This is a genomic window from Ralstonia sp. OTU4908 (assembly GCF_038440115.1).
Classification (GTDB): Bacteria; Pseudomonadota; Gammaproteobacteria; order Burkholderiales; family Burkholderiaceae; genus Ralstonia; species Ralstonia pickettii.
In genome coordinates this window covers 13059-35715 of record NZ_JASATD010000031.1, presented here as the reverse complement: position 1 = coordinate 35715, position 22657 = coordinate 13059, and the positions used below count along the sequence as shown (strand labels likewise).

The window sequence follows — 22657 nt, the reverse complement described above, 5'->3', positions numbered from 1 at the left end:
GGGAGCGGCAGAGCCGCCGTGTCTCTCACGGGGCATCGGTACAGCGTTCATTTTTGCTCGCCAATATCGAGTCGCCAGTGTTCGATCTTTGTGCAGCGGTCTTGCACTGCCGGAATGCCGGCGTTGCGCGCCACGGCCATCGCCTCGTCGTTCACGATGCCGAGCTGCACCCAGATGCCGCCCACGCCCAACGTCACGGCTTCCTGGACCACGGGCAGAACCTGTTCTGAGCGACGGAAGATATCGACCAGATCGATGCGCTGGCCCGCGGCTGCCAGGGTCGTCGCCGCTTCGGTCAGCGTGGCATAGCAGGGCTCGCCGAGCACGTCTTCGCCCGCGTGCTGCGGATTGACGGGCACGATGCGATAGCCGGCCTGCTGCAGATAGCGCGCCACGTCATAGCTGGGCCGCGTGGGGCGCGGCGACAGCCCGACCACGGCGATGGTCTTGCCTGAGAGCAGCCCGCGCATGGTGGCTTGCTCGTCGACGTAGGAAGGATTGGCGGACATGGTTGGCGATGCAGAGGCAATCAGGTTGTGGGCCGCTTGCAAGCGGTGCCCAGGTCGTCGAAGCGCACGGCGGCACGGAACGCGCCCGACGAATACGGCCCCACCTCATACGGTCCGTAGTGCACGACGATACGGTCACCTTGCAGCGTAAACGGAAACGCGGCGTTACGCAGGTCGCGCTCTTTCAGCGCGCCGCGTGGCGCATCAGGTGCGCCTTCGCGCTTAAGCGCATCGACAACCTGCGTATTGAAACTCTGCAGGCAGGCGGGCGTGGGGTTCAGCACATCGGCCAGGGCGATAGGCTGAAACCCTTGGCCGGTGCGTCGCCAGTTGCCGGCCGTGAAGCTGTAGTTGCCATGCGCGCCGCCGCTGTACGCCCACACCATGCGCAACAGGCTCACGGTGTCGCCCAGGCCGACGGCGCTGATGCGGATGACGCATTCGGTGTCGTATTGGTCGCACTTGCGCACACGCAGCGACTGGATCAGCCCGTCGACGGCGGGATCGCCCGTCACCGGATAGCGCTCAGTCAGCTTGCCCTGGCCGGAGCCGCCCGTGGCTTCCTGATAGCGCGCCCCGCGCTTGAGCGTGAAGGGCTGGCTGCGGCCACCGTCGCTCCAGGTGCCGGTTGCAGTGGCGCCGTCGGCGGAGAGTGCACCGGAAAGGGTGCCGCCCTCGCGCACCACGGGCTGGCCGGCCGCATCGAGCGCTTCCGCGCGCTCGCGCCATACGAAGCGGCGTTCGGGCGCGTTGCGGCCTTCGATGGTCCAGAAGGCGCGGCCTTGAGGGCGATCGTCGTACGCTTCGCCGGTCAGCGTCTCGGCCACCGGGTCCTTGTCTTTGTCCTGCTCTTTGGGTGGCACGTCGTACACGTTCAGCCACACGTTCCAGCCAGGGCTGTCGGCGCCCTTGCCCACCGTGCCCTGCCAGAAACTGCCGGCCTGACGCTCGTGCTGCTCTTTCGTTTTTGCAAGAGGGGCAGTTGGTGCAGAAGCAACAGATGCGGAGGCTGCCGGCGCACTTGCCGAGCTGGCAGGCGCAGCAGCGGCCGCTTCTGTGCCGCCCTGTGCGGCCCCGACCCCGCCAAGTGCCCCGATCAAGGTAACAAAAACGCCGGCTCTCACCGGCTTCTGCAACACATGGTGCATCGCATGCGTGTGCATGCCTCCCTCCTATCAAAGCGACACCCCAGACTAGGACAAGCCCCGCTGGTTCGCCTTCTTCCAAGCCCCGTCTGCCTAAGCGGCAAGTCGATGGGACTGTGCAGGTGCAGCAGGCGTTCCCCGGACATCTCAAAGAAGCGGATTGGGGCGCACACCAAGCGGCTTTTACCACGCTTGCATTCGATTGCAATCCGACACACTTTGTTACGCCTCGGGGCCCACCCGTCACCCACAATGCCTTGGCACCCCAGCGTTTGTGTCCAAATGTTGTGCGCTACCTCGGGCTCCGGATGACCTATCCGCCTGGCGCGCTCATGACGACACAGTCGCGGTGCAAAGTTACCCCCTCCTTTCGAATTGACCCCTCGAAGGGATTTCCCGTCCGCGCGGTGCTCCCCGGCCCGCGCGCTTTTTTTTGTGTGCGCAATTCGCGCGCCTGCCTCCCCGTCCGGCCGTCTTCCCGCATTGGATTGCATCCGGCCGATCTCGCTGCCAACCTGCATCTGCGCGAAACACGCTCTTACAAAGGCAAGTCGGCCCCTCGGCGCCTGCCGCGTTAAATGGAGACATCCACGCGGCACAGGCCGCCATAAAAACGAGGGCCTCATCATGTCCAAGGTTTCCCGTCGTTCCCCTCTCTGCTCCGGTGTACGGCTGCCGCACGTGTTGCGCGCGGTGGGGGTTGCCGCCGTATTGCTGGTCTGTGGTGCGCAAGCTGCGATGGCCGCCGACCCGGCTTCGCGGGTGGCTCGGCTGTCGGACTTTTCGGGCACGGTGAGCTTCGCGCCCGCGGGTTCCGACGACTGGGCGGGCGCCTCGCTCAACCGCCCGCTCACCACGGGAGATCGCCTGTGGTCGGACCAGGGTAGCCACACCGAACTCCACGTCGGCTCCACGGCGCTGCGCCTCGGGCAGAACACCGGCGCCACACTGGTCGACCTGGACGACCGCAACACGCAGGTAAAGCTCACGCAAGGCGCGCTGTCGGTACGCGTGCGGTCGCTGCCGGCCGACCAGACCATCGAGATCGATACACCCAACCTGGCGTTCACGCCCCAGGCACCGGGCGAATACCGTCTTGACGTCGCCCCGGATGGTTCCAGCACGACCGTCACTGTGTGGCACGGTCAAGGCACCGCCTACGGCGACGACCGCTCGACCCCGCTGGGCGCGGGTCAACAAATCCGGTTTGGCGGCACGGACCTCGCCGAGGCCGGTGGCACCGACAATCCCAGTCGCGACGCCTTCGACCGCTGGGCCGAATCGCGCGACGCCCGCGAAGACGCTTCCGTGTCCGCCCGCTACGTCGGCCGCGAAATGACCGGCTACGAAGCCCTCGACGACAACGGCACATGGCGTGAAGAAGACGGCTACGGCGCCGTGTGGGTGCCGCGCGCCGTACCCGTCGGCTGGGCACCGTATCGCACAGGCCATTGGGCCTGGGTTGCGCCGTGGGGCTGGACGTGGGTGGACGACGCGCCGTGGGGCTTCGCCCCCTTCCACTACGGCCGCTGGGCGTACGTCGGCTCGACCTGGTGCTGGGTACCGGGGCCGGTCGTGCCCCGGCCCGTCTATGCGCCGGCGCTCGTCGGCTTCGTGGGCGGCGGAGGCGGCGGCGGCGTGAGCTGGGGGATCAACATCTCGATCGGCTCACCCGGGGTGGCATGGTTCCCCCTGGCGCCGGGCGAGGCGTATCGCCCGGTGTATGCGGCCAGCCCGACCTACGTGACGAACATCAACCGCACGGTGGTGGTGAACAACGTCACGGTCAACAAGACCATCATCAACAACACCACCAACGTGACCAACGTTCGCAACGAGAACCGCGTCACCTATGTCAATGCCAACAACCCAGCCGCACTGACGGCTGTGCCCGCCAAGACCTTCGTCAACGGCCAGCCGGTCGGTCCGGCCATGACGCATCTGCGACCGGAGCAATTGCGCGCGCAGATGGCGCATGCGCAGTTTGTGTCGACGCCGGCGCTGGCACCGGTGCGTGCCAGCCTTGTGGGCGCAGCAGCCAACGGCGGGCCGCACCAGTTGCCGCCGCCGCAGGCATTTGCACGGCAGGCGATCGCGGTGCGCGCGCCTGCCGTGCCGGCAGGCGGGCACGATGCGTTGGCAGAGCGGTTCCGCTCACAGGGCGGTGCGCTGCCGGGCGCTGGCCCGGCGTGGACGGGCGGCAACGTGAGCCCCCGCATCGCGCCCGTGCGAGGTCAAGCCAGTGCCGGAATGCCGCCCGCTCCCATAGCTGCGCAGGCAGCGGGGCTCCGTTTGAGTCGCGCCGCGCAGAATGGGCAGAGTGGGCCTGCACGCGCCGGCGGCGAGCCTGGCCGACCGCCGGAGCAGCACGGTGCGAACGGGCCACAAGGTTTGATCGGCTCGCCGAACCCGGAAGGTGCGCAGCCACAGCACGGCGGCCAGCCGGGGCCGGGCCCGCAGACGCTGATGGCGCCGGGCTCCACCAATCGTCCGCGCCCGCAGCCGGGCGCCGCTGCGCCGCAGGAGCGCCCTGCCCAACCGCAGACCGCGCAGACACCGCAAGGCCCCGCCGGCATGACGACACGCCCGCCGCAGCGCGAAGGCGCACCCGGTACGCCGCGTGACGAACGCCACGCCTTTGAGCCGCGCCCACAACTGCCGCAAGCACCGCAACCTCAGCCTCAATCGCAGCGCGGTGGCCAGGAGCCGAATCGTTTCAACGGCAACCCGGCAGCGACCCTGCAGGAGCGCCCGCACAACGAGCCGCCGCAGATGCGCGCGCCCCGCGAGCCGGAGCAGCGCCGGCCGGAACCCCGCATGGAAGCACCGCGTCCTGCGCCGCAGCCGCAGCCGCAGCCGCAGCCGCACGGCGAGATGCGCCCGCCGCAACCGCAGCCCCAACCGCGTCCCCCTGAAGCGCGCCCGCCGCAACCTCAGGCGCAGCCGCCTCGCCAGGAGCACCACGAAGGCCAACCGCATCCGCAAGGGAATCGCGGTGAAGAGAAACGCGAAGGCGAGCACCGCTGAGCAGGCGCCTCGCCCGTTCATAGGCAAAAAAAAGCAGCCCTTCGGGGCTGCTTTTTTCGTCTGCGCCGGCCAATGACACTCGCCGGCACATACTTGCCTTAGCGCTTGCGACGCAGGCGCGCGATCGCTGCCAACTGCGCAGCGGCCACGGCCAGTTCACCTTGCGCACGGGCCAGATCCAGGTCGCTGCTTTGGTTTTGCAGCGCCTCTTCGGCCGCACGCTTGGCTTCGTTCGCCTTGGCTTCGTCCAGATCGTGACCGCGGATTGCGGTATCGGCCAGCACGGTCACCTTCTTCGGCTGCACTTCGAGAATGCCACCGGCAACGAACACGAACTCTTCGCCGCCGTCTTCCTTCTCGATGCGCACGGCGCCCGGCTTGATGCGCGTGATCAGCGGCGTGTGGCCGGGCAGAATGCCCAGCTCGCCGGCTTCACCAGGCAGCGCCACGAACTTGGCATTGCCGGAGAAGATCTCGTGCTCAGCGCTGACGACGTCTACATGAATGGTTGCCATCTCGATTCCTTTGCTCAGAAAAGCGGCTTCCTGAAGGGGCTTCAGGAAGCCAGTACTGGCGCCGGCTTACGCACGGTGCCAGACGTTGCTCTTACTGGAGCTTCTTGGCCTTCTCGAAGGCTTCGTCGATCGAGCCGACCATGTAGAACGCCTGTTCCGGCAGGTGATCGCACTCGCCGTCCACCAGCATCTTGAAGCCGCGGATGGTTTCCTTCAGCGGCACGTACTTGCCCGGCGAACCCGTGAACACTTCTGCCACGTGGAACGGCTGCGACAGGAAACGCTGGATCTTACGGGCGCGGCCCACAGCCAGCTTGTCTTCCGGCGACAGTTCGTCCATGCCCAGAATCGCGATGATGTCGCGCAGTTCCTTGTAGCGCTGCAGCGTCTTCTTCACGCGGTCGGCGACTTCGTAGTGCTCCTGGCCGACCACTTGCGGGTCGAGCTGGCGCGACGTCGAGTCGAGCGGATCCACTGCGGGGTAGATACCCAGTGCAGCGATGTCACGCGACAGCACAACGGTCGAGTCCAGGTGCAGGAAGGTCGTTGCCGGCGACGGGTCGGTCAAGTCATCGGCAGGCACGTACACGGCCTGGATCGACGTGATCGAGCCGGTCTTGGTCGACGTGATACGTTCCTGCAGCTTGCCCATTTCTTCAGCCAGCGTCGGCTGATAGCCCACGGCGGAAGGCATACGGCCCAGCAGTGCCGACACTTCGGTACCGGCCAGCGTGTAGCGGTAGATGTTGTCGACGAAGAACAGGATGTCACGGCCTTCGTCGCGGAAGCGCTCGGCCATCGTCAGGCCGGTCAGCGCCACGCGCAGACGGTTGCCCGGCGGCTCGTTCATCTGGCCGAACACCATGGCCACCTTGTCGAGCACGTTGGAGTCCTTCATCTCGTGGTAGAAGTCGTTGCCCTCACGGGTACGCTCGCCCACGCCAGCAAACACCGACAAGCCCGAGTGCTGCTTGGCGATGTTGTTGATCAGCTCCATCATGTTCACGGTCTTGCCGACGCCGGCGCCACCGAACAGACCCACCTTACCGCCCTTGGCGAACGGGCAGACCAAGTCGATCACCTTGATGCCGGTTTCCAGCAGGTCCACCGACGGCGACAGTTCGTCGAACTTCGGAGCCTTCTGGTGAATGGCGCGCTTCTCGTCAGACGCGATCGGACCAGCTTCGTCGATCGGGCGACCCAGCACGTCCATGATGCGGCCCAGCGTGCCGTGACCGACCGGCACCGAGATCGGCGCACCGGTGGTCGCCACGCGCATGCCGCGACGCAGACCGTCGGACGAACCCAGCGCAATGGTACGCACCACGCCGTCGCCCAGCTGTTGTTGCACTTCGAAGGTCAGGCCCTTCTCGGCGAACGAAGCGTCGTTGCTGTCGTCCAGCACCAGCGCGTCGTAGACCTTCGGCATCGCGTCGCGCGGGAACTGAATGTCCACCACGGCGCCGATGCACTGCACGATATTTCCGTTTGCGATACTCATTTGTATCTCCAATAACTTGATTCTTTGCCGTGGCTATCAGACTGCAGCTGCGCCGCTGACGATCTCGGACAGTTCCTTCGTGATCGCTGCCTGACGGGTCTTGTTGTAGACCAGTTGCAGTTCGCCGATCACGTTCTTCGCGTTGTCCGAAGCCGCCTTCATCGCCACCATCCGGGCCGATTGCTCGGACGCCATGTTCTCGGCCACCGCCTGGTACACCAGCGCCTCGACGTAGCGGATCAGCAGCTCGTCGACCACCGTTTGCGCGTCCGGCTCGTAGATGTAATCCCACGAGTAGGCCTGCTTCTCGGCGTCGCTCTGCGCGAGCTTGTCGGCGGTCAGCGGCAGCAGCTGCTCGACCACCGGCTCCTGCTTCATCGTGTTGATGAAGCGGGTGTACGCCAGGTACACGGCATCGATCTGACCTGCGTTGAACGCGTCCAGCTGCACCTTGATTGCACCGATCAGCTTTTCCAGATGCGGCGTGTCGCCCAGATGCACGACATTCGAGACGACCTTGGCACCGACGCGGCCAAGGAACTGCATACCCTTGGTACCGATGGCGGTGGTTTGCGTCTCAACGCCCTTGTTCTGCAGATCGCGCAGTTGGGTGGTGACGGCACGCAGCACGTTGGTGTTCAAGCCACCGCACAGGCCTTTGTCCGTCGTCACCACGATCAGGCCGGCACGCTTAATGTCGCGCGCCACCATGAACGGGTGCTTGTACTCCGGATTGGCCAGTGCCATGTGCGCGGCCACGTTGCGGATCTTCTCGGCGTACGGGCGAGCAGCACGCATCCGTTCCTGCGCCTTGCGCATCTTGGATGCGGCGACCATTTCCATCGCCTTGGTGATCTTGCGCGTGTTCTGCACGCTCTTGATCTTGGTGCGGATTTCTTTTGTTCCGGCCATTTCTTCCTCTCCGTTCAGTCCTGGTCACGCAGGCCGAATTTCTCAACCTCGGTGACCAGTTCCGGGAATGACGCGGTTAGAACGCGGCGGACTTCTTGAAATCCTCGATCGCGGCACGCAGGGCGGCCTCATCTTCCTTCGACAGATCCTTCGTATCTTCGATGCGGTTGATGAGATCGGCGTACTTCGTCTTCAGCGTGTCGTGCAGGCCCTTTTCGAAAGCCAGGATGTCCTTCACGTCCACGTTGTCGAGGAAGCCGTTGTTGGCTGCGTACAGCGACGCGGCCAGCTGCCACACCTGCAGCGGCTGGTATTGCGGCTGCTTGAGCAGTTCGGTCACGCGGCGGCCGCGCTCGAGCTGCTTGCGGGTCGCTTCGTCCAGGTCGGAAGCAAACTGCGCGAACGCAGCCAGTTCACGATACTGAGCCAGGTCGGTACGGATACCGCCCGACAGCTTCTTGATGACCTTGGTCTGCGCAGCACCACCCACGCGCGACACCGAAATACCGGCGTTGATTGCGGGGCGCACACCGGCGTTGAACAGATCGGTTTCCAGGAAGATCTGACCGTCGGTAATCGAGATCACGTTGGTCGGAACGAACGCGGACACGTCGCCGGCCTGCGTTTCGATCACGGGCAGTGCGGTCAGCGAACCGGTCTTGCCCTTGACTTCACCGTTGGTGATCTTTTCGATGTGATCAGCGTTCACACGTGCAGCGCGCTCCAGCAGACGCGAGTGCAGATAGAACACGTCGCCCGGGTAGGCCTCACGGCCAGGCGGGCGGCGCAGCAGCAGCGAAACCTGACGGTACGCCCAAGCTTGCTTGGTCAGATCGTCATACACGATCAGGGCATCTTCGCCGCGGTCGCGGAAGTATTCGCCCATCGTGCAGCCGGCGTAGGCCGACAGGTACTGCATGGCAGCCGAATCGGAAGCGGCGGCAGCCACCACGATCGTGTATTCCAGCGCGCCGTGCTCTTCGAGCTTGCGCACCACGTTGGCGATCGTCGAAGCCTTCTGGCCGATTGCCACGTACACGCAGAAGATACCCTTGCCCTTCTGGTTGATGATGGCGTCGACTGCAACAGCGGTCTTGCCGGTCTGGCGGTCGCCAATGATCAGCTCACGCTGGCCACGGCCGATCGGCACCATGGCATCGATCGACTTCAGGCCGGTCTGCACCGGCTGGCTCACCGATTGACGTGCGATCACGCCTGGAGCGACCTTTTCGATCACGTCCGTCTTCTTGGCGTTGATCGGGCCCTTGCCGTCGATCGGCTGGCCCAGTGCGTTCACCACGCGGCCCAGCAGTTCCGGGCCAACCGGCACTTCCAGAATGCGACCCGTGCACTTGACTTCGTCGCCTTCGGAAATGTGCTCGTACTCACCCAGCACCACAGCGCCGACGGAGTCGCGCTCGAGGTTCAGCGCGAGGCCGAACGTGTTGCCCGGGAATTCCAGCATTTCGCCTTGCATCACGCCCGACAGGCCATGAATGCGGCAGATACCGTCCGTCACGGAGATGACCGTGCCGGTGTTCTTTGCGTCAGCGCCAGCCTTCAAGCCCTCGATACGGGTCTTGATCAGGTCGCTGATCTCGGAGGGGTTCAGTTGCATCGAATGCTCCTAATTCTTCAATCTGTCTGCGGGCGCGCTACGTCGATGAAATCGCGTCGATTCATCGGCGCCTCGCGGAGCAGCATTACGCGGCGGTCAGCGCAGACTGCATCTGCGTCAGGCGCGCGCGCACCGAGGTGTCGAGCACTTCGTCGCCAATCTGCACACGCACGCCGCCGATCAACGAAGGATCGACGCTCACGTGAGCCTGCAGCTTCTTGCCGAACTTGCGTTCGAGCGTGGCGACCAGTTCGGTCAGGGGCGCGCCCTCAAGCGGGAACGCACTGGTGATCTCGACGTCGGCGGCGCCTTCACTGGCATTCCGCAGCACATGGAATTGCGCGGCAATTTCCGGCAGCAGCGACAGACGCTTGTTGGCCACCAGCAGGCCAACCAGTTCCTTCGCCTCATGCGAAACCGGAGATTTCAGCGCCGACAGGAAGATCCCCGCCACATCGGCTTTGGAGAGCTTCGGATCATCGGCGACTGCCTTCATGTCGGGCACGGCAGCAATTTGCCCCATTTCCGACACGAGCTCAGACCATGCACCCAGATTGCCGGCCTTCGCCACGCGGAACAGCGCCTCTGCGTACGGACGGGCAACGGTTGCGAGTTCTGCCATGATTACAGCTCAGCCTTGAGTTGATTGAGCAGATCGGCATGGACCTGCGCATTGACTTCACGCTTGAGGATCTGCTCGGCACCCTTGACGGCCAGCGTGGCAACCTGGTCGCGCAGCGATTCACGCGCGCGCACGGTTTGCTGCTCGGCTTCGGCCTTGGCTTGCGCGATGATGCGCGCGGCTTCGGCTTGGGCGTTTTGCTTGATCTCTTCAGCGCTCATCTGGGCACGCTTTTCAGCGTCCGCGATGCGTTGCGCGCCTTCATTGCGCGCTTCGGTCAGTGCCTGCTCGACCCGCTTGTTGGCCAGCTCCAGCTCAGCCTTGCCCTTATCGGCAGCGGCCAGGCCATCGGCAATTTTCTTCGCGCGTTCGTCGAGCGCCTTCACCAGGGGTGGCCAAATGAACTTGGCAACAACCCACCACAGGATGAAGAACACGACCATCTGCGCGACGAGTGTGGCGTTCAGGTTCATGGTGTGTTCCTTTCGGTATTGAGACTACGGATCAATGCACGAAGCGGCGAGGGTTACGCGGTGCGTTCACCCAGGCCGCCTCCGGCATCATGCAGACCGAAAAGAATTACTTGATGACCGACAGCAGCGGGTTGGCGAACGCGAACAGCATGGCCACACCAACACCGATCAGGAATGCCGCGTCGATCAGGCCAGCCAGCAGGAACATCTTCGTTTGCAGCGGGTTCATCAGTTCAGGCTGACGTGCGCAGGCTTCGATGTACTTGCCGCCCATCAGTGCGATGCCGAGGCAGGCGCCGATAGCACCCAGGCCGATGATGATGCCGATACCGATGGCGGTCAGACCTTGGATGTTGGCGAGAAATGCTTGCATGATGACTCCCTTTTACGTGAAAGACTAAGAACTTGAGAACTTGGAAAAATCAAACGGAACCGGAGAACCTGAACCGCAACTACTTAGTGGTGTTCATGTGCCTGGCCGATGTACACCAGCGTCAGCATCATGAAGATGAAGGCTTGCAGCAGCACGATCAGGATGTGGAAGATCGCCCACACTGCGCCAGCCACCACGTGACCCACGAAACCCAGTGCCGACGTGTCAGCACCGAACGTCCAGACCGAGCCAAGCAGCGCGATCAGCAGGAACACCAGTTCGCCCGCGTACATGTTGCCGAACAACCGCATGCCCAGCGACACAGCCTTGGCGAGGAATTCAATGATGTTGAGGATCAGGTTGAATGGCGCGAGGTACCACTTTGCGCCGAACGGTGCCGACAGCAGCTCGTGTGCAAAGCCGCCGGCGCCCTTGATCTTGAAGCTGTAGTAGATCATCAGGATCAGCACAGCGAACGACATGCCGAACGTACCGTTCAGGTCAGCCGTGGCCACCGCGCGGTGGTGCGGGACGTGCACGCCGAAGGTACCGAGCAGGTGGTTGACGCCCGTGACCCAGTCCACCGGGACCAGGTCGACCGCGTTCATCAGCGTGACCCACACGAACACCATCAGCGCCAGCGGAGCAATCCAGGAACGATCGCCGTGGATGATGCCTTTGGCCTGGTCATCGACCATCTCGACGACGAGTTCAACGAAAGCCTGGAAGCGGCCCGGGACGCCGGCGGTGACGCGGCGTGCGGCAATGCCCAGGACGATGATGCCGATCAGGCCCATCAATACGGACCAGAACATCGTGTCCCAGTTGATGACGGAGAAGTCGACGACGGAGGCCTGCTTGCCACCGATGCTGTTGAAATTCTGCAAATGCTCCGCGATATACGCGGAAGGCGTGAGAGCGTGCTCGGCGGCGTGGCCGGCGGCTTCTGCGACTTCAGTTGCCATGATGATTCAGTCCAATATTGCGAAACATTCTTCGTGACCCGCTCCGACCCGCGCCCGATTCTGCCAGGTGTTTCCTGGAGATCGCGGACTGCACGCGGCTGAAACGTGTCACCTTATTCTTGCAGAGTGTCAGCGCAATGAACCGGGCTTCTCCTGCCTCAGGTCCTTGCCGTGTGCCAACACGCCAGTGTGCCCGCCATGTCGTGGTGGGCTGGAGCCGATTCAACGCACTATCGCAGCGCGAGACCGACCCAATACATCTTGAGCGCCAGGATCAGGGTGATCAGCAAGGGCGGCCAATGCAGGCCCTTGAACACCACCACCACGATCACCAGCAGCGCGACCGTGCCAAGCACCTTGATCGCTTCGCCAACTACGAGGCGGGCGATGGATTCGAACCCCTTGGCCGTCGACAGCCGCATCGCGAACCATGCCGAAGGCACCACGCATACGCCACCGCCCAGCAGCGCCGACAATCCAGCCTCGGCGGCTGACGCAGCGCCCGCTCCCGCGAACCAACTGCCGACATACCAACCGAGCCCACACAACAGTGTGATGGCCACTTGGCCGAGCACGATGGAAAAGGGCGTGATACGCGAGGCTTGCACAGCCTCCTCGCCGAACAGGGCGACCGCTTCGTCATGCGAGAGCACATGCACCGGCGGCTCCGCCTGCTCCTCATCGTCCCAACCTTCGCGCTTCGGATCCTGCGCCGACGTGGGTCGGGCGGCTTTCAACGAAGCGTAAGAATCGGGCCGTTGCCGGTCGGTTGGCTGCATGGAAGAATGCGCTTTCATCATGCCGCACCGCTTTGGGTCAGGCGGATTTAAAACCGCACGATTTTACGGGACATGGCGTTCGCCAGTCAACGCACAAGCGAACCCTTGTGCGGGCGCCTTCGACAGCACTTCGCGCGGCTGCGTTTCATTCGAAGCGCGCAATACGGTGCTGCTGGCGGGGTAGCGAATCCGGCTGATGGACCGGCGCCCGGTTGATTCCATGATGGTGTTGGTAGCGTCGAGCGTCGATGACGTGCGAGGTAATCGCACCAATTCCGTGCGAGCGTGCGCCCGCAAATGGCGCAGAGGCGCGGATTCCCGCTCCTGCGTCAAACGGTCGCAGGTTCACTCAGGCAGCCTCTTCGCCGGCGTCGAGACGCAGGCGCGCCAGCAGCCCATCGAACTCGTCGAGACTGCTGAATTGCACGGTCAGCTGACCGCCCCCCTTGGCCGCCAGCTTGATCTGCACACCTAGGCCGAGCTGGTCGGCCAGCTCTTCTTCGAGGCGGGCCACGTCGCGGCCGCCTTGGTGCCCGCCCTTCTGCTTCAGCGATTTCAGCTCGAACGGCTTGAGTGTCGACGCCACCAGTTTTTCCGTCTCGCGCACCGACAGGCGCTTGTTGACGATCTGGTTAGCCAATGTGATCTGTGTGGCACCATCGACGGCGAGCAGCGCGCGGGCGTGGCCCATGTCGAGGTCGCCGGCCATCAGCATGGTCTGCACAGGCTGAGCGAGATTGAGCAGGCGCAGCAGGTTCGACACCGCGCTGCGCGAACGCCCGACCGATTCCGCCGCCTGCTCATGCGTGAACTGGAATTCACGCACCAGGCGCGCAATGCCCTGCGCTTCTTCCAACGGGTTGAGATCCTCGCGCTGGATGTTTTCGATCAGCGCCATGGCGGCGGCCGATTCATCCGGCACGTCCTTCACGAGGACGGGCACCTCGGTCAGGCCGGCGAGGCGTGAAGCGCGGAAGCGGCGTTCACCCGCGATGATTTCGTACTTGGGCTTGGCACCGTCGGACTCGACCTTGCGCACCAGAATCGGCTGCATCAGGCCCTGCGCCCGGATACTCGCGGCGAGCTCCTGCAGCGCGCCCTCGTCCATGCGCGTGCGCGGCTGATATTTGCCGGGCTGCATCTGCTCCAGCTTCAGCACCGTCGGCGCGCCCTCTTGCCTGGCGGCTTCGACAATCTCGGCGGGGCTGCCGAGCAGTGCTTCGAGGCCGCGGCCCAGTCCCTTTTTCTTCATCGTGCTCATGTTGTTCCTCTTGCTGCTCAGGCCGGCATATCGGCCATCTGGCGCACGCGCGCGATCATCTCGGCGCCGAAATCCAGATAGGCCTTCGCCCCCTTCGATGCCACGTCGAACGCCACGCCCGGCATGCCGTACGACGGCGCTTCGGCCAGGCGCACGTTGCGCGGGATCACCGTCTTGAACACCTTGTCGCCGAAGTGCGATTCGAGCTGCGCCGAGACCTGCTGCTGCAGCGTCACACGCGGATCGAACATCACGCGCAACAGACCGATCACCTTGAGGTCGCGGTTCAGGTTGGCGTGCACCTGCTTGATGGTGTTGACGAGATCCGACAGGCCTTCGAGCGCGAAGTACTCGCACTGCATCGGCACGACGACGCCGTGCGCGGCGCACAGGCCATTGAGCGTGAGCAGCGAGAGCGAGGGCGGGCAGTCGATGAGGACGAAGTCGTAATCGGCTTCCACCTCGGCCAGCGCGAGCTTGAGGCGGTTTTCGCGATGCTCCAGATCGACCAGTTCGACTTCGGCGCCGGCCAGGTCGCGGTTAGCTGGCAACACGTCGTAGCGCCCGGCCTCCGAGCGCTGGCGTGCCTGTGGAATCGTCGCGAGCCCGACAAGGACCTGGTAGACGCTGAATTCGAGCGTGTGCTTGTCGATGCCCGAGCCCATCGAGGCATTGCCTTGTGGGTCGAGGTCGACCAGCAGCACGCGCTGCCCTTGCGCGGCCAGCCCGGCCGCGAGATTCACCGTGGTGGTGGTCTTGCCGACCCCACCCTTCTGGTTGGCGATCACGAAAATATTCGACATGACTCCTCTGCGGTGAATGGCTCGCTACAACGTTCGCTCACGCCGACGGCGCGAGGATGACCAGGTGACGCTCGGCCGGCAGCCCCGGCACGGTCAGGCGCTCGATGGCTTCGACGGTCCAGCCGGCGGGCAGGCGTTCGATTTCGGCATCCGGGCGCACGCCCTTCATGGCGACCATGCGGCCGCCCGGCGCCAGCAGATGCCCCGCCAGATTCACGAAATCGACCAACTCGGCAAACGCGCGTGACGTGATGACGCCGTAGCCGGTGGCATCGGCCAGTTTTTCTACATGGCCCCAATGCGATTGGGCGTTCGTCAGGCCAAGCTCGGCGCGGCACTGCGTCAGGAAGGCCGTTTTCTTTTGCACGATGTCGACCATCGTGACGCTGACATCCGGGAAGGCGATGGCCAGCGGAATGCCCGGCAGGCCGCCGCCCGAACCAACGTCCAGCACGCGCGGTGCGTCGGGTTGAGCACGGCGGGCCAGCTCGGCGATGCGCGACACCGCCGACAGCGAATCCAGCAGGTGATGCGTCAGCATGTCGCCGGCATCACGAATGGCGGTCAGGTTATAGACGCGGTTCCATTTGGCCAGCAGCCCTTGGTACGCCAGCAGGCGGTCGACTTGCGCTTCGTCCAGCGACAAGCCAAGCGCGCGCGCGCCAGCCTCCAATTCTGATCGGGCGTCTGTCAGTGCATTCGCCATCAAGCGGCCTCGCCTTCTGCGCTGGCGCGCGGGCCGACTTGGCCACGCAGCACGCCCTTCTTCAAGTGCACGAGCAGCAGTGACACGGCGGCCGGCGTGATGCCGGAGATACGTGAAGCCTGTCCGATGGTCTCGGGCTTGTGCTTGGCGAGCTTCTGCTGGACTTCGATCGACAGGCCGCGCACTTGCGAGTAATCGAAATCGGCCGGCAGGCGCGTGTTTTCGTTTGCACCAAGGCGCTCCACTTCATCGGCTTGCCGGGCGATATAACCGTGGTATTTGATGCCGATTTCGACCTGCTCGCGGATCTGTTCCGCCAGCAGCGGGTCTTCAGCCAACGGCGCTTCGAGCGCGTACTTGCCGCCCTGCATACCCATGAGCGTTTCGTACGTCACGTTCGGGCGGCGCAGCAAATCGGCGAGGGCGTACTCACGCTCAATGCCCTTGCCCAGCACCGGCTCAGCGTCCTCCAAGGGCAGCGTGGCCGGATTCACCCACGTCGACTTGAGGCGCTCTGTTTCACGTGAAACAGCGTCGCGCTTCCGGTTGAACGCGTCCCAGCGTGCATCGTCGACGACGCCAAGCGCGCGGCCGACTTCGGTCAGGCGCATGTCGGCGTTGTCTTCACGCAGGCTGAGGCGGAACTCCGCCCGGCTGGTGAACATGCGATACGGCTCGGTCACGCCCCGGGTAATGAGGTCGTCGACGAGCACGCCCAGATAAGCCTGGTCGCGGCGCGGCGTCCAGGCGTCCTTGCCCTGTACTTGCTGGCCGGCGTTGATACCGGCCAGCAGGCCTTGCGCCGCAGCCTCTTCGTAGCCGGTCGTCCCGTTGATCTGGCCGGCGAAGAACAGACCGGAAATGGCCTTGGACTCCAGTGAAGCCTTCAGCGCGCGCGGATCGAAATAGTCGTATTCGATGGCGTATCCGGGCCGCAGAATGTAGGCGTTTTCCAGCCCGCGCATGGAGTGGATGAGGTCCAGCTGCACATCAAACGGCAGGCTGGTCGACACGCCGTTCGGGTAGAACTCGTTCGTCGTCAGGCCTTCCGGCTCAAGGAAAATCTGGTGGCTGTCCTTGCTGGCGAAGCGGTGGATCTTGTCTTCGATGCTGGGGCAGTAGCGCGGCCCCACCCCTTCGATCACGCCCGTGTACATCGGCGAGCGATCCAACCCCGCGCGGATGATGTCGTGCGTGCGCTCGTTGGTGTGCGTCACCCAGCACGGCACTTGGCGTGGGTGCATCTCCGCCCGGCCCATGAACGAGAACACCGGCACCGGATCGAGATCGCCCGGCTGCTCTTCGAGCACAGAAAAGTTGATGGACCGGCCGTCAATGCGCGGCGGCGTACCGGTCTTAAGACGGCCCTGCGGCAGCTTCAACTCTTTCAGACGAGCCGACAGCGACACGGCCGCCGGATCGCCGGCACGGCCGCCGGTGTAGTTATTCAGCCCGACGTGGATCTTTCCATCGAGGAACGTTCCCGCCGTCAGTACCACCGCACGTGCACGGAACTGCACGCCGACCTGCGTCACTGCCCCGACCACGCGGTCACCTTCCACCAACAGATCTTCGACGGCCTGCTGGAAGAGCATCAAATTCGGCTGGTTTTCGAGGCGATGGCGGATCGCCGCTTTGTACAGCACCCGGTCCGCCTGGGCGCGCGTCGCTCGCACGGCAGGGCCCTTGCTGGAATTGAGGATACGGAATTGGATACCGCCCTCATCCGTCGCAATGGCCATAGCGCCGCCCAGGGCGTCCACCTCCTTAACGAGATGGCCTTTGCCAATGCCGCCGATGGACGGGTTGCAGCTCATCTGCCCCAGCGTCTCGATGTTGTGCGTCAGCAGCAGGGTCTGACAGCCCATGCGCGCCGCCGCCAGGGCGGCCTCGGTGCCAGCGTGTCCGCCGCCCACCACGATCACATCGAATTCAATTGGATACAGCATGGCTTCCTCCTCGCATGGAGGCATCGAAAATTTGGAGAAGCGGAATTATAAGTCGCGCAGCTACACCGCAGTTCGACGATGCGGCAATCGAGACGAAATTGACCTGCTTTTCGTGTTTCACGTGAAACATGCACCGCTTGTCGGCCGCGGTTGTGTTTCACGTGAAACACATCAGTGGGCGGGTGCCCGCCCCTCGTCTCCCTGATGCGCACGCAGAAAATCGATAAAGACCGCACCTTGCCGGGCATTTGCGGCATGCGAGGAACTGGAGATGAAAGCGTTACATCGGCGGTCATCAGGGCTCAAGCACCCGAACGAGGGACCGACCGCCATGTGGTCGGCAACGGTGTAACCCGGCATGTGCACCAAGCCAATGCCGGCTTCGCCGCTTCCGTCAGTGCTTGGGCTCCTTTCCTCTTGAAAGCAAAACGCACGGCGCGAACCGTGCGTTTTGCGTGGGCCGATGACGTTTGGGGTACGTCGTCAGTTCTGCAGCTTCCACTTGCCGTCCTTGATCTCGACCATGACGCGCGAGCGCTGATCCAAGCCAAGGTGATCCTTCGCATTCATGTTCATCACGCCGTGGGAGATCGCCAGATTGGTCGTTGTTTCCATCGCGTCGCGCAATCCCTTACGGAACGCCGGTGTGCCGGGTTGCCCCTTTTTCAGCGCTTCAGGCATCGCCTGCGCGAGCAGCAATCCGGCATCCCACATGTGTCCGCCGAATGTGGAAACCTGTCCGCCGTACGCTTTCTCATATGCCGTCTTGTACGTTAGCGCCGGTTTCTTCACCGGGTTGCTGTCCGGCAGCTGCTCGGCAACCAAGATCGGGCCCGCGGGCAGGTACGTGCCTTCGCAGTCCTTGCCACACACACGCAGGAAGTCCGCGTTCGCCACGCCGTGCGTCTGATACAGCTTGCCCTTGTAGCCGCGCTCCTTGAGCGCCCGTTCCGGCAACGCGGCCGGCGTACCCGAGCCTGCGATCAGCACCGCATCCGGATTGGCTGACATGATCTTCAGCACCTGCCCCGTCACCGACGTATCGGTCCGAGCAAAGCGCTCATTGGCGACGACCTTCAGCTTGCGCAATCCAGCCACCTTGTCGAACTCCTGCGCCCACGAATCGCCATAGGCATCGGCAAAACCGATCAGCGCGACCGTCTTCACGCCGTGGTTGGCCATGTGCTCGGCAATGGCGGTCGCCATGTGGGAATCGTTTTGCGGCGTCTTGAAGACCCACGCCCGCTTGGCGTCCATCGGCTCGATGATCCGCGCTGATGCGGCCAAGGTGATCATTGGCGTTTCGTTCTCGGCCACCACATCCACCATCGCCAGCGAGTTCGGCGTGACGGTCGAACCGATCACCAGGTCGACCTTGTCTTCGGTGATCAACTTGCGCGTGTTCTTGACGGCCGTGGTCGTGTCAGACGCATCGTCGAGCACGATGTACTCGATCTTCTTGCCGGCGATTTCCTTGGGGAGCAGCGCGACGGTGTTCTTTTCCGGAATGCCTAGCGAAGCGGCCGGCCCCGTGGCAGACACCGTGATGCCGACCTTCACCTGGGCGAACGCCGTACCTGCCAACAGCGCCGTCGCGGCGAGTGCAATGCGGGATGCGCGCGATACCTTCATGCCGTCTCCTGAGATAGGTCGGGCGGGTCTGCGCCCGCCCTGAATCTACGATTGACCGACCGAAGGGTCGGGGATGATCGAGTCTAGAAGGAGTCACGCCACGCGAGCAAGGGGGGACATACCCCGAAACTTAACGTGTTCACGATCCAGGCGCATTCATCCCACGCGATAGACCCGGCCGCCCTGCACGCCTTCCACACTGCCCCGGTATGCGAGCGCCGCACGCGCTGCCGAGACCGGCTCGAAGCCTCGAAAGAATGGGCCATACGCTTCCATGGATTCAGTCAGCACCGTCGGGCTGACCGCATTGATGCGGATGCCGCGCGGCAGCTCGCATGCGGCCGCGCGCACAAAGCCCTCCACGCCGGCGTTCACGGCCGTCGCGTTGGCGCCTTGTGCGATCAGCTCCTGCCCGACGATGCCGGTCGTGAGTGTGATCGAGCCGCCGTCGTTCAGATAATGCTGGCCGACGAGCGCCAGGCGCACCTGACCGAGCAGCTTGTCCTGCAGGCCAACGTTGAAATCCGCGGCCGTCATCTTTGTCAGCGGCCCGAAGAAGAGGTTGCCCGCTGTGGAGACGATCGCCTCGACGTGGCCGAGCCTGTCGAACGGCGCGGCCACGCTGTCGGCATTGGTGATGTCGAGCTGTTGCTTGCCCTGCGTGCGACCGACGCGGATGATTTCGTGCGCACCGCCCTGCCCCAGTTCCGCCACCACGGCGCGGCCCAGCGTGCCGCTGGCACCAATCACGACGATCTTCCTGTCTTGCTCCCTCGCAAATCCGGTTGGAATGGCGCCTACGACGGCCATGGCTTACGCGCGGCAGCGGTGGCCGGTGCCGGCCTGCTGCTGTTGCCCGAAGTGCTCGTCGCCGAAAACCTGGCAAGCGGGCGCCTCGTGCGCGCGCTGCAGGCGTATGCACCCGAGCCGCGACCGGTTCATCTCGTGTATCGGCAGGATCGGCGGCCGTTACCGAAGCCTTCCGGTTTTGTGGAGCATTTGCTGGCGCAGGTGCCCACGTTCGTCCCCGCATCGGCGGCACAATAGCGCCCATGAACCCCGAAGACCTCCACCGCCTCGTCACCACGCAGATGCCCTTTGGCAAATACAAGGGCCGCTTGATTGCCGACCTGCCGGGCCATTACCTCAACTGGTTCGCGCGCGAGGGTTTTCCGCCGGGGCAGATCGGCCGCTTGCTCGCGCTGATGCAGGAGCTGGATCACAACGGCCTGAAGGGACTTCTCGACCCGCTGCGCCAGAATCGGTGACAACGCGATCGATCAGTCGCCGTTGATGTATCGCAGCAGCCCCGTCGCCAGCGCATCAAACACGACGCGGCAACGCGGGCTGTCACGCAGGTCTTCGTGCATGGCGAGCCAGGTGTCGAGCGTGATGGCGATCTGCTCACTGAACAGCCGAACCAAATCCGCGTTGTGCCGCGCCAGGCCGACTTGGCAGAAGCCGATGCCAAAGCCCGCACGCAGCGCGGCAATCGCGGCCAGGTCACTGTCTGTGCGCAGCGCGAAGCGGTTGCGTTGGACCCACGGAAACTGCGCCCGCATGCTGCGCAAGAACGCGTTCTCTTTGTCGTAACCGATCAAGGTGTGGCCAGCCAGTTCTTCTATCGTGGTGGGCATGCCGCGCTGCGCCAGGTAGCGCTGATGCGCGAACAACCCAAGCTCGATGCCGCCGAGATGCCGCGCGACGAGCACGCCCTGGCTCGGTGGCTGCATGCGCACGGCGATATCCGCTTCGCGGCGCAGCAGGTCTTCCATCCGGTTGGAGGGCACCAGTTCGAGCGTCAGCTCCGGATAGGCGGCGTGCAGGTCGGCGAGGATGGGTGGCAGCACTTCCACCGCCACCACCTCGCTGGCGGTGATGCGCACGGTGCCGCGCACGCCCTCGCCCTGGCTGGAGGCGGCGCGCAGCAAGGCGGCGCTCGTGGCCTCCAGCGATTCCGCAAACGGCCGCAGCGATAGCGCCGCTTCTGTGGGGCTCAGCCCCTGCTGTGTTCGGAGGAAGAGCGACATGCCCAGCGCCCGTTCGAGCGCATCGACATGCCGCCCCACCGTCGGCTGCGTCAGCCCCAGCGCGCGGGCGGCGCCCGACAGCGATCCTTCTCGCACGACGGCAAGAAACGTCCGATACAACTCCCAGCCCGGTTCCGATCTGTCCATACAAATTTGTATAGCTGCACGCTTGATATCAACAATTCCATTGAAGCACAGACACGCCCCAGAATGCCTCCATCGCAACGCTCTCTCTCACATCAGGAGCACGGTCATGGAACAGGCAAAACGCATCGCATTGGTGCTGGGCGCCACCGGCGGCATTGGCGGTGAAGTGGCACGCCGACTGGTGGCGCGCGGCTGGCATGTACGGGCGCTGCAGCGCAATCCGGATGCGCTGACGAACCGCAACGCCGCGTTCGAATGGATTCGCGGCGACGCGATGGTGCGCGAAGACGTGGTCGGCGCGGCGCAAGGCGCAGAGCTGATCATCCACGCCGTCAACCCGCCGGGCTACCAGAACTGGGCCGGCCTGGTCCTGCCGATGATCGACAACACCATCGCCGCCGCCCGTGCTTCAGGCGCGCGCATCGTGCTGCCGGGCACGGTGTACAACTTCGCGCCGGACACGTTTCCCGTGCTGCGCGAAACCACCGCGCAGGCACCGCTCACGCGCAAGGGCAAGATCCGCGCAGAGCTGGAGCGCCGCATGCAGGCCGCCAGCGCCGACGGCGTGCGCAGCCTGATCGTGCGCGCGGGCGATTTCTTCGGGCCGCAAACCAGCAACACCTGGTTTGCCGGCGCGCTGGTCAAGCCGGGCAAGCCCGTCCGCACCGTCACGCAGCCGGGCGCCGCGGGCATCGGCCATCAATGGGCGTACCTGCCGGACGTGGCCGAAACGATGCTGCGTCTTGTCGAGCAAGGCGACCGCCTGCCGGACTTCGCCGTCTATCACATGCGCGGTCACTGGGACGCCGACGGCACGCAAATGGCCGCCGCCATTGGCCGCGCGGTGGGCCGCCCCGTCAAGACGCGCGCATTCCCGTGGTGGCTAATGCCGGCGCTGGCGCCGTTCTCGGAGATGCTGCGCGAGATGCGCGAGATGCGGTACCTGTGGCAGCACCCGGTGCGCATGGACAACGCCAAGCTCGTACAGGCACTCGGCGCCGAACCGCACACACCTTGGGACGAGGCCGTGGGCGCGACGCTGCGCAGCCTAGGCTGCCACTAAAACCCGCGCGGCCGTGGCAAGGAAGTGAGCAAGTTTAGGTGTGCGCTGCCCGGCCACCTTGGCGAGGTCATCCCACTGGCGCAATTGCAGCGCATCGGCAGCGTATGGACGCTGCATGAAGGCCTCGGCCTCGTGTGTCGAAAACACGCCGCCCTGCAACGCCAGGCTGCGTACCGAATCCGCTGATAGGCGTGCGTAGTAATGCGCGTCCATCGCGCACAGGCAGCGCTTGGCATCCACATGCAGGCGGATCGGCTCCAGCACGGCATCGGGAAACGTCGCACGCAGAAACGGCAGCGCAAAGTACTGGTGCTGATCGTCGATGCCGTGGGCGGTCGGCGTCTCGCCCTGCAGGTTCAGCAAATGACCGAGGTCGTGCAGCAGCGCCGCCGTGACCAGCACATCCGACGCGCCGGCCGCCTCCGCCAGCGTCGCCGTCTGCAAGGCATGTTCCAACTGAGTGACGGGCTCGCCGCTGTAGGCAATGTTGCCGTGGCGATCGAATAGCGTGCGGATGTCGTCGAGAGTCAGGGCCATGATGCTGCGCGGGCAAAAGCGGAGCCATGCAGCCTAGCCCGCCCATGCGGCACCACCATGACAACGCGCCGCGCATTAGCCCGCGTGATC

23 protein-coding genes are annotated in these 22657 nt (G+C 64.3%); 4 read left to right on the top strand and 19 right to left on the bottom strand.

Annotated features, from left to right (window positions below):
• Nucleotides 1-47 precede the first annotated feature (47 nt).
• Entirely contained in the window at nt 48-509 is a 462-nt protein-coding gene (locus AAHM38_RS20305; protein WP_015855936.1) for a CoA-binding protein, read from the bottom strand.
• A 20-nt stretch (nt 510-529) separates the two neighbouring features.
• Nucleotides 530-1672, bottom strand: coding sequence for an RsiV family protein (locus AAHM38_RS20300; protein WP_015855937.1), 1143 nt, complete (start codon nt 1670-1672; stop codon nt 530-532).
• Between the two features lie 609 nt (nt 1673-2281).
• Here AAHM38_RS20300 and AAHM38_RS20295 point away from each other — a divergent pair.
• Entirely contained in the window at nt 2282-4681 is a 2400-nt protein-coding gene (locus AAHM38_RS20295) for a DUF6600 domain-containing protein (RefSeq protein WP_015855938.1), read from the top strand.
• 98 nt (nt 4682-4779) lie between these two features.
• On the opposite strand, the gene AAHM38_RS20290 is transcribed toward AAHM38_RS20295, so the two are convergent.
• The 15 genes from AAHM38_RS20290 to AAHM38_RS20220 form a co-directional block, all read right to left on the bottom strand.
• A complete protein-coding gene (locus AAHM38_RS20290; protein ID WP_009239559.1) occupies nt 4780-5196 on the bottom strand; it encodes a F0F1 ATP synthase subunit epsilon in 417 nt (138 codons plus the stop codon).
• Nucleotides 5197-5287: 91 nt separating this feature from the next.
• On the bottom strand, nt 5288-6691 hold the full coding sequence (gene atpD, locus AAHM38_RS20285) for a F0F1 ATP synthase subunit beta (protein WP_037028786.1): 1404 nt from the start codon (nt 6689-6691) through the stop codon (nt 5288-5290).
• 42 nt (nt 6692-6733) lie between these two features.
• Nucleotides 6734-7609 carry a F0F1 ATP synthase subunit gamma gene (gene atpG / locus AAHM38_RS20280; protein WP_004628636.1) on the bottom strand — a complete coding sequence of 292 codons (876 nt, stop codon included), beginning with the start codon at nt 7607-7609 and terminating at the stop codon, nt 6734-6736.
• Between the two features lie 76 nt (nt 7610-7685).
• On the bottom strand, nt 7686-9227 hold the full coding sequence (gene atpA, locus AAHM38_RS20275) for a F0F1 ATP synthase subunit alpha (RefSeq protein WP_009239556.1): 1542 nt from the start codon (nt 9225-9227) through the stop codon (nt 7686-7688).
• A gap of 85 nt (nt 9228-9312) precedes the next feature.
• A complete protein-coding gene (locus tag AAHM38_RS20270) occupies nt 9313-9849 on the bottom strand; it encodes a F0F1 ATP synthase subunit delta (RefSeq protein ID WP_009239555.1) in 537 nt (178 codons plus the stop codon).
• Nucleotides 9850-9851: 2 nt separating this feature from the next.
• Nucleotides 9852-10322 (bottom strand): F0F1 ATP synthase subunit B, encoded by a 471-nt coding sequence (locus tag AAHM38_RS20265; RefSeq protein WP_009239554.1) that lies wholly within the window; start codon nt 10320-10322, stop codon nt 9852-9854.
• A gap of 106 nt (nt 10323-10428) precedes the next feature.
• Entirely contained in the window at nt 10429-10695 is a 267-nt protein-coding gene (atpE, locus tag AAHM38_RS20260; protein WP_003262709.1) for a F0F1 ATP synthase subunit C, read from the bottom strand.
• 83 nt (nt 10696-10778) lie between these two features.
• On the bottom strand, nt 10779-11660 hold the full coding sequence (gene atpB / locus AAHM38_RS20255; protein WP_009239553.1) for a F0F1 ATP synthase subunit A: 882 nt from the start codon (nt 11658-11660) through the stop codon (nt 10779-10781).
• Nucleotides 11661-11890: 230 nt separating this feature from the next.
• Nucleotides 11891-12439 (bottom strand): ATP synthase subunit I, encoded by a 549-nt coding sequence (locus AAHM38_RS20250; protein WP_015855939.1) that lies wholly within the window; start codon nt 12437-12439, stop codon nt 11891-11893.
• Nucleotides 12440-12788: 349 nt separating this feature from the next.
• Nucleotides 12789-13700, bottom strand: coding sequence for a ParB/RepB/Spo0J family partition protein (locus AAHM38_RS20245; protein ID WP_015855940.1), 912 nt, complete (start codon nt 13698-13700; stop codon nt 12789-12791).
• A 17-nt stretch (nt 13701-13717) separates the two neighbouring features.
• On the bottom strand, nt 13718-14503 hold the full coding sequence (locus AAHM38_RS20240) for a ParA family protein (RefSeq protein ID WP_015855941.1): 786 nt from the start codon (nt 14501-14503) through the stop codon (nt 13718-13720).
• Nucleotides 14504-14540: 37 nt separating this feature from the next.
• Nucleotides 14541-15209, bottom strand: coding sequence for a 16S rRNA (guanine(527)-N(7))-methyltransferase RsmG (rsmG, locus tag AAHM38_RS20235; RefSeq protein WP_015855942.1), 669 nt, complete (start codon nt 15207-15209; stop codon nt 14541-14543).
• Nucleotides 15209-17158 (bottom strand): tRNA uridine-5-carboxymethylaminomethyl(34) synthesis enzyme MnmG, encoded by a 1950-nt coding sequence (gene mnmG / locus AAHM38_RS20230; RefSeq protein ID WP_015855943.1) that lies wholly within the window; start codon nt 17156-17158, stop codon nt 15209-15211. The genes rsmG and mnmG overlap by 1 nt, the downstream gene beginning before the upstream one ends.
• A gap of 483 nt (nt 17159-17641) precedes the next feature.
• Complete coding sequence (locus AAHM38_RS20225; RefSeq protein WP_015855944.1) at nt 17642-18790, bottom strand: ABC transporter substrate-binding protein; 1149 nt, start codon at nt 18788-18790, stop codon at nt 17642-17644.
• A gap of 156 nt (nt 18791-18946) precedes the next feature.
• A complete protein-coding gene (locus AAHM38_RS20220) occupies nt 18947-19600 on the bottom strand; it encodes a short chain dehydrogenase (protein ID WP_015855945.1) in 654 nt (217 codons plus the stop codon).
• Between AAHM38_RS20220 and AAHM38_RS20215 the strand changes: the two genes are divergently transcribed.
• The gene (locus AAHM38_RS20215) at nt 19556-19837 is read left to right on the top strand and encodes a LysR substrate-binding domain-containing protein (protein WP_287277837.1); all 282 of its coding nucleotides are present in this window, start codon (nt 19556-19558) and stop codon (nt 19835-19837) included. The two genes, AAHM38_RS20220 and AAHM38_RS20215, sit on opposite strands and share 45 nt — an antisense overlap.
• 5 nt (nt 19838-19842) lie before the next feature.
• Nucleotides 19843-20058, top strand: a complete 216-nt coding sequence (locus tag AAHM38_RS20210) for a DUF3820 family protein (protein ID WP_015855946.1) — start codon at nt 19843-19845, stop codon at nt 20056-20058.
• A gap of 12 nt (nt 20059-20070) precedes the next feature.
• On the opposite strand, the gene AAHM38_RS20205 is transcribed toward AAHM38_RS20210, so the two are convergent.
• Complete coding sequence (locus AAHM38_RS20205) at nt 20071-20967, bottom strand: LysR family transcriptional regulator (protein ID WP_015855947.1); 897 nt, start codon at nt 20965-20967, stop codon at nt 20071-20073.
• Nucleotides 20968-21073: 106 nt separating this feature from the next.
• On the opposite strand from AAHM38_RS20205, the gene AAHM38_RS20200 reads away from it, so the two are divergent.
• Nucleotides 21074-22030, top strand: coding sequence for an SDR family oxidoreductase (locus AAHM38_RS20200; RefSeq protein WP_015855948.1), 957 nt, complete (start codon nt 21074-21076; stop codon nt 22028-22030).
• Here AAHM38_RS20200 and AAHM38_RS20195 read toward each other — a convergent pair.
• A complete protein-coding gene (locus AAHM38_RS20195) occupies nt 22016-22567 on the bottom strand; it encodes a phosphonate degradation HD-domain oxygenase (protein WP_009239542.1) in 552 nt (183 codons plus the stop codon). The two genes, AAHM38_RS20200 and AAHM38_RS20195, sit on opposite strands and share 15 nt — an antisense overlap.
• Nucleotides 22568-22657: the final 90 nt, after the last annotated feature.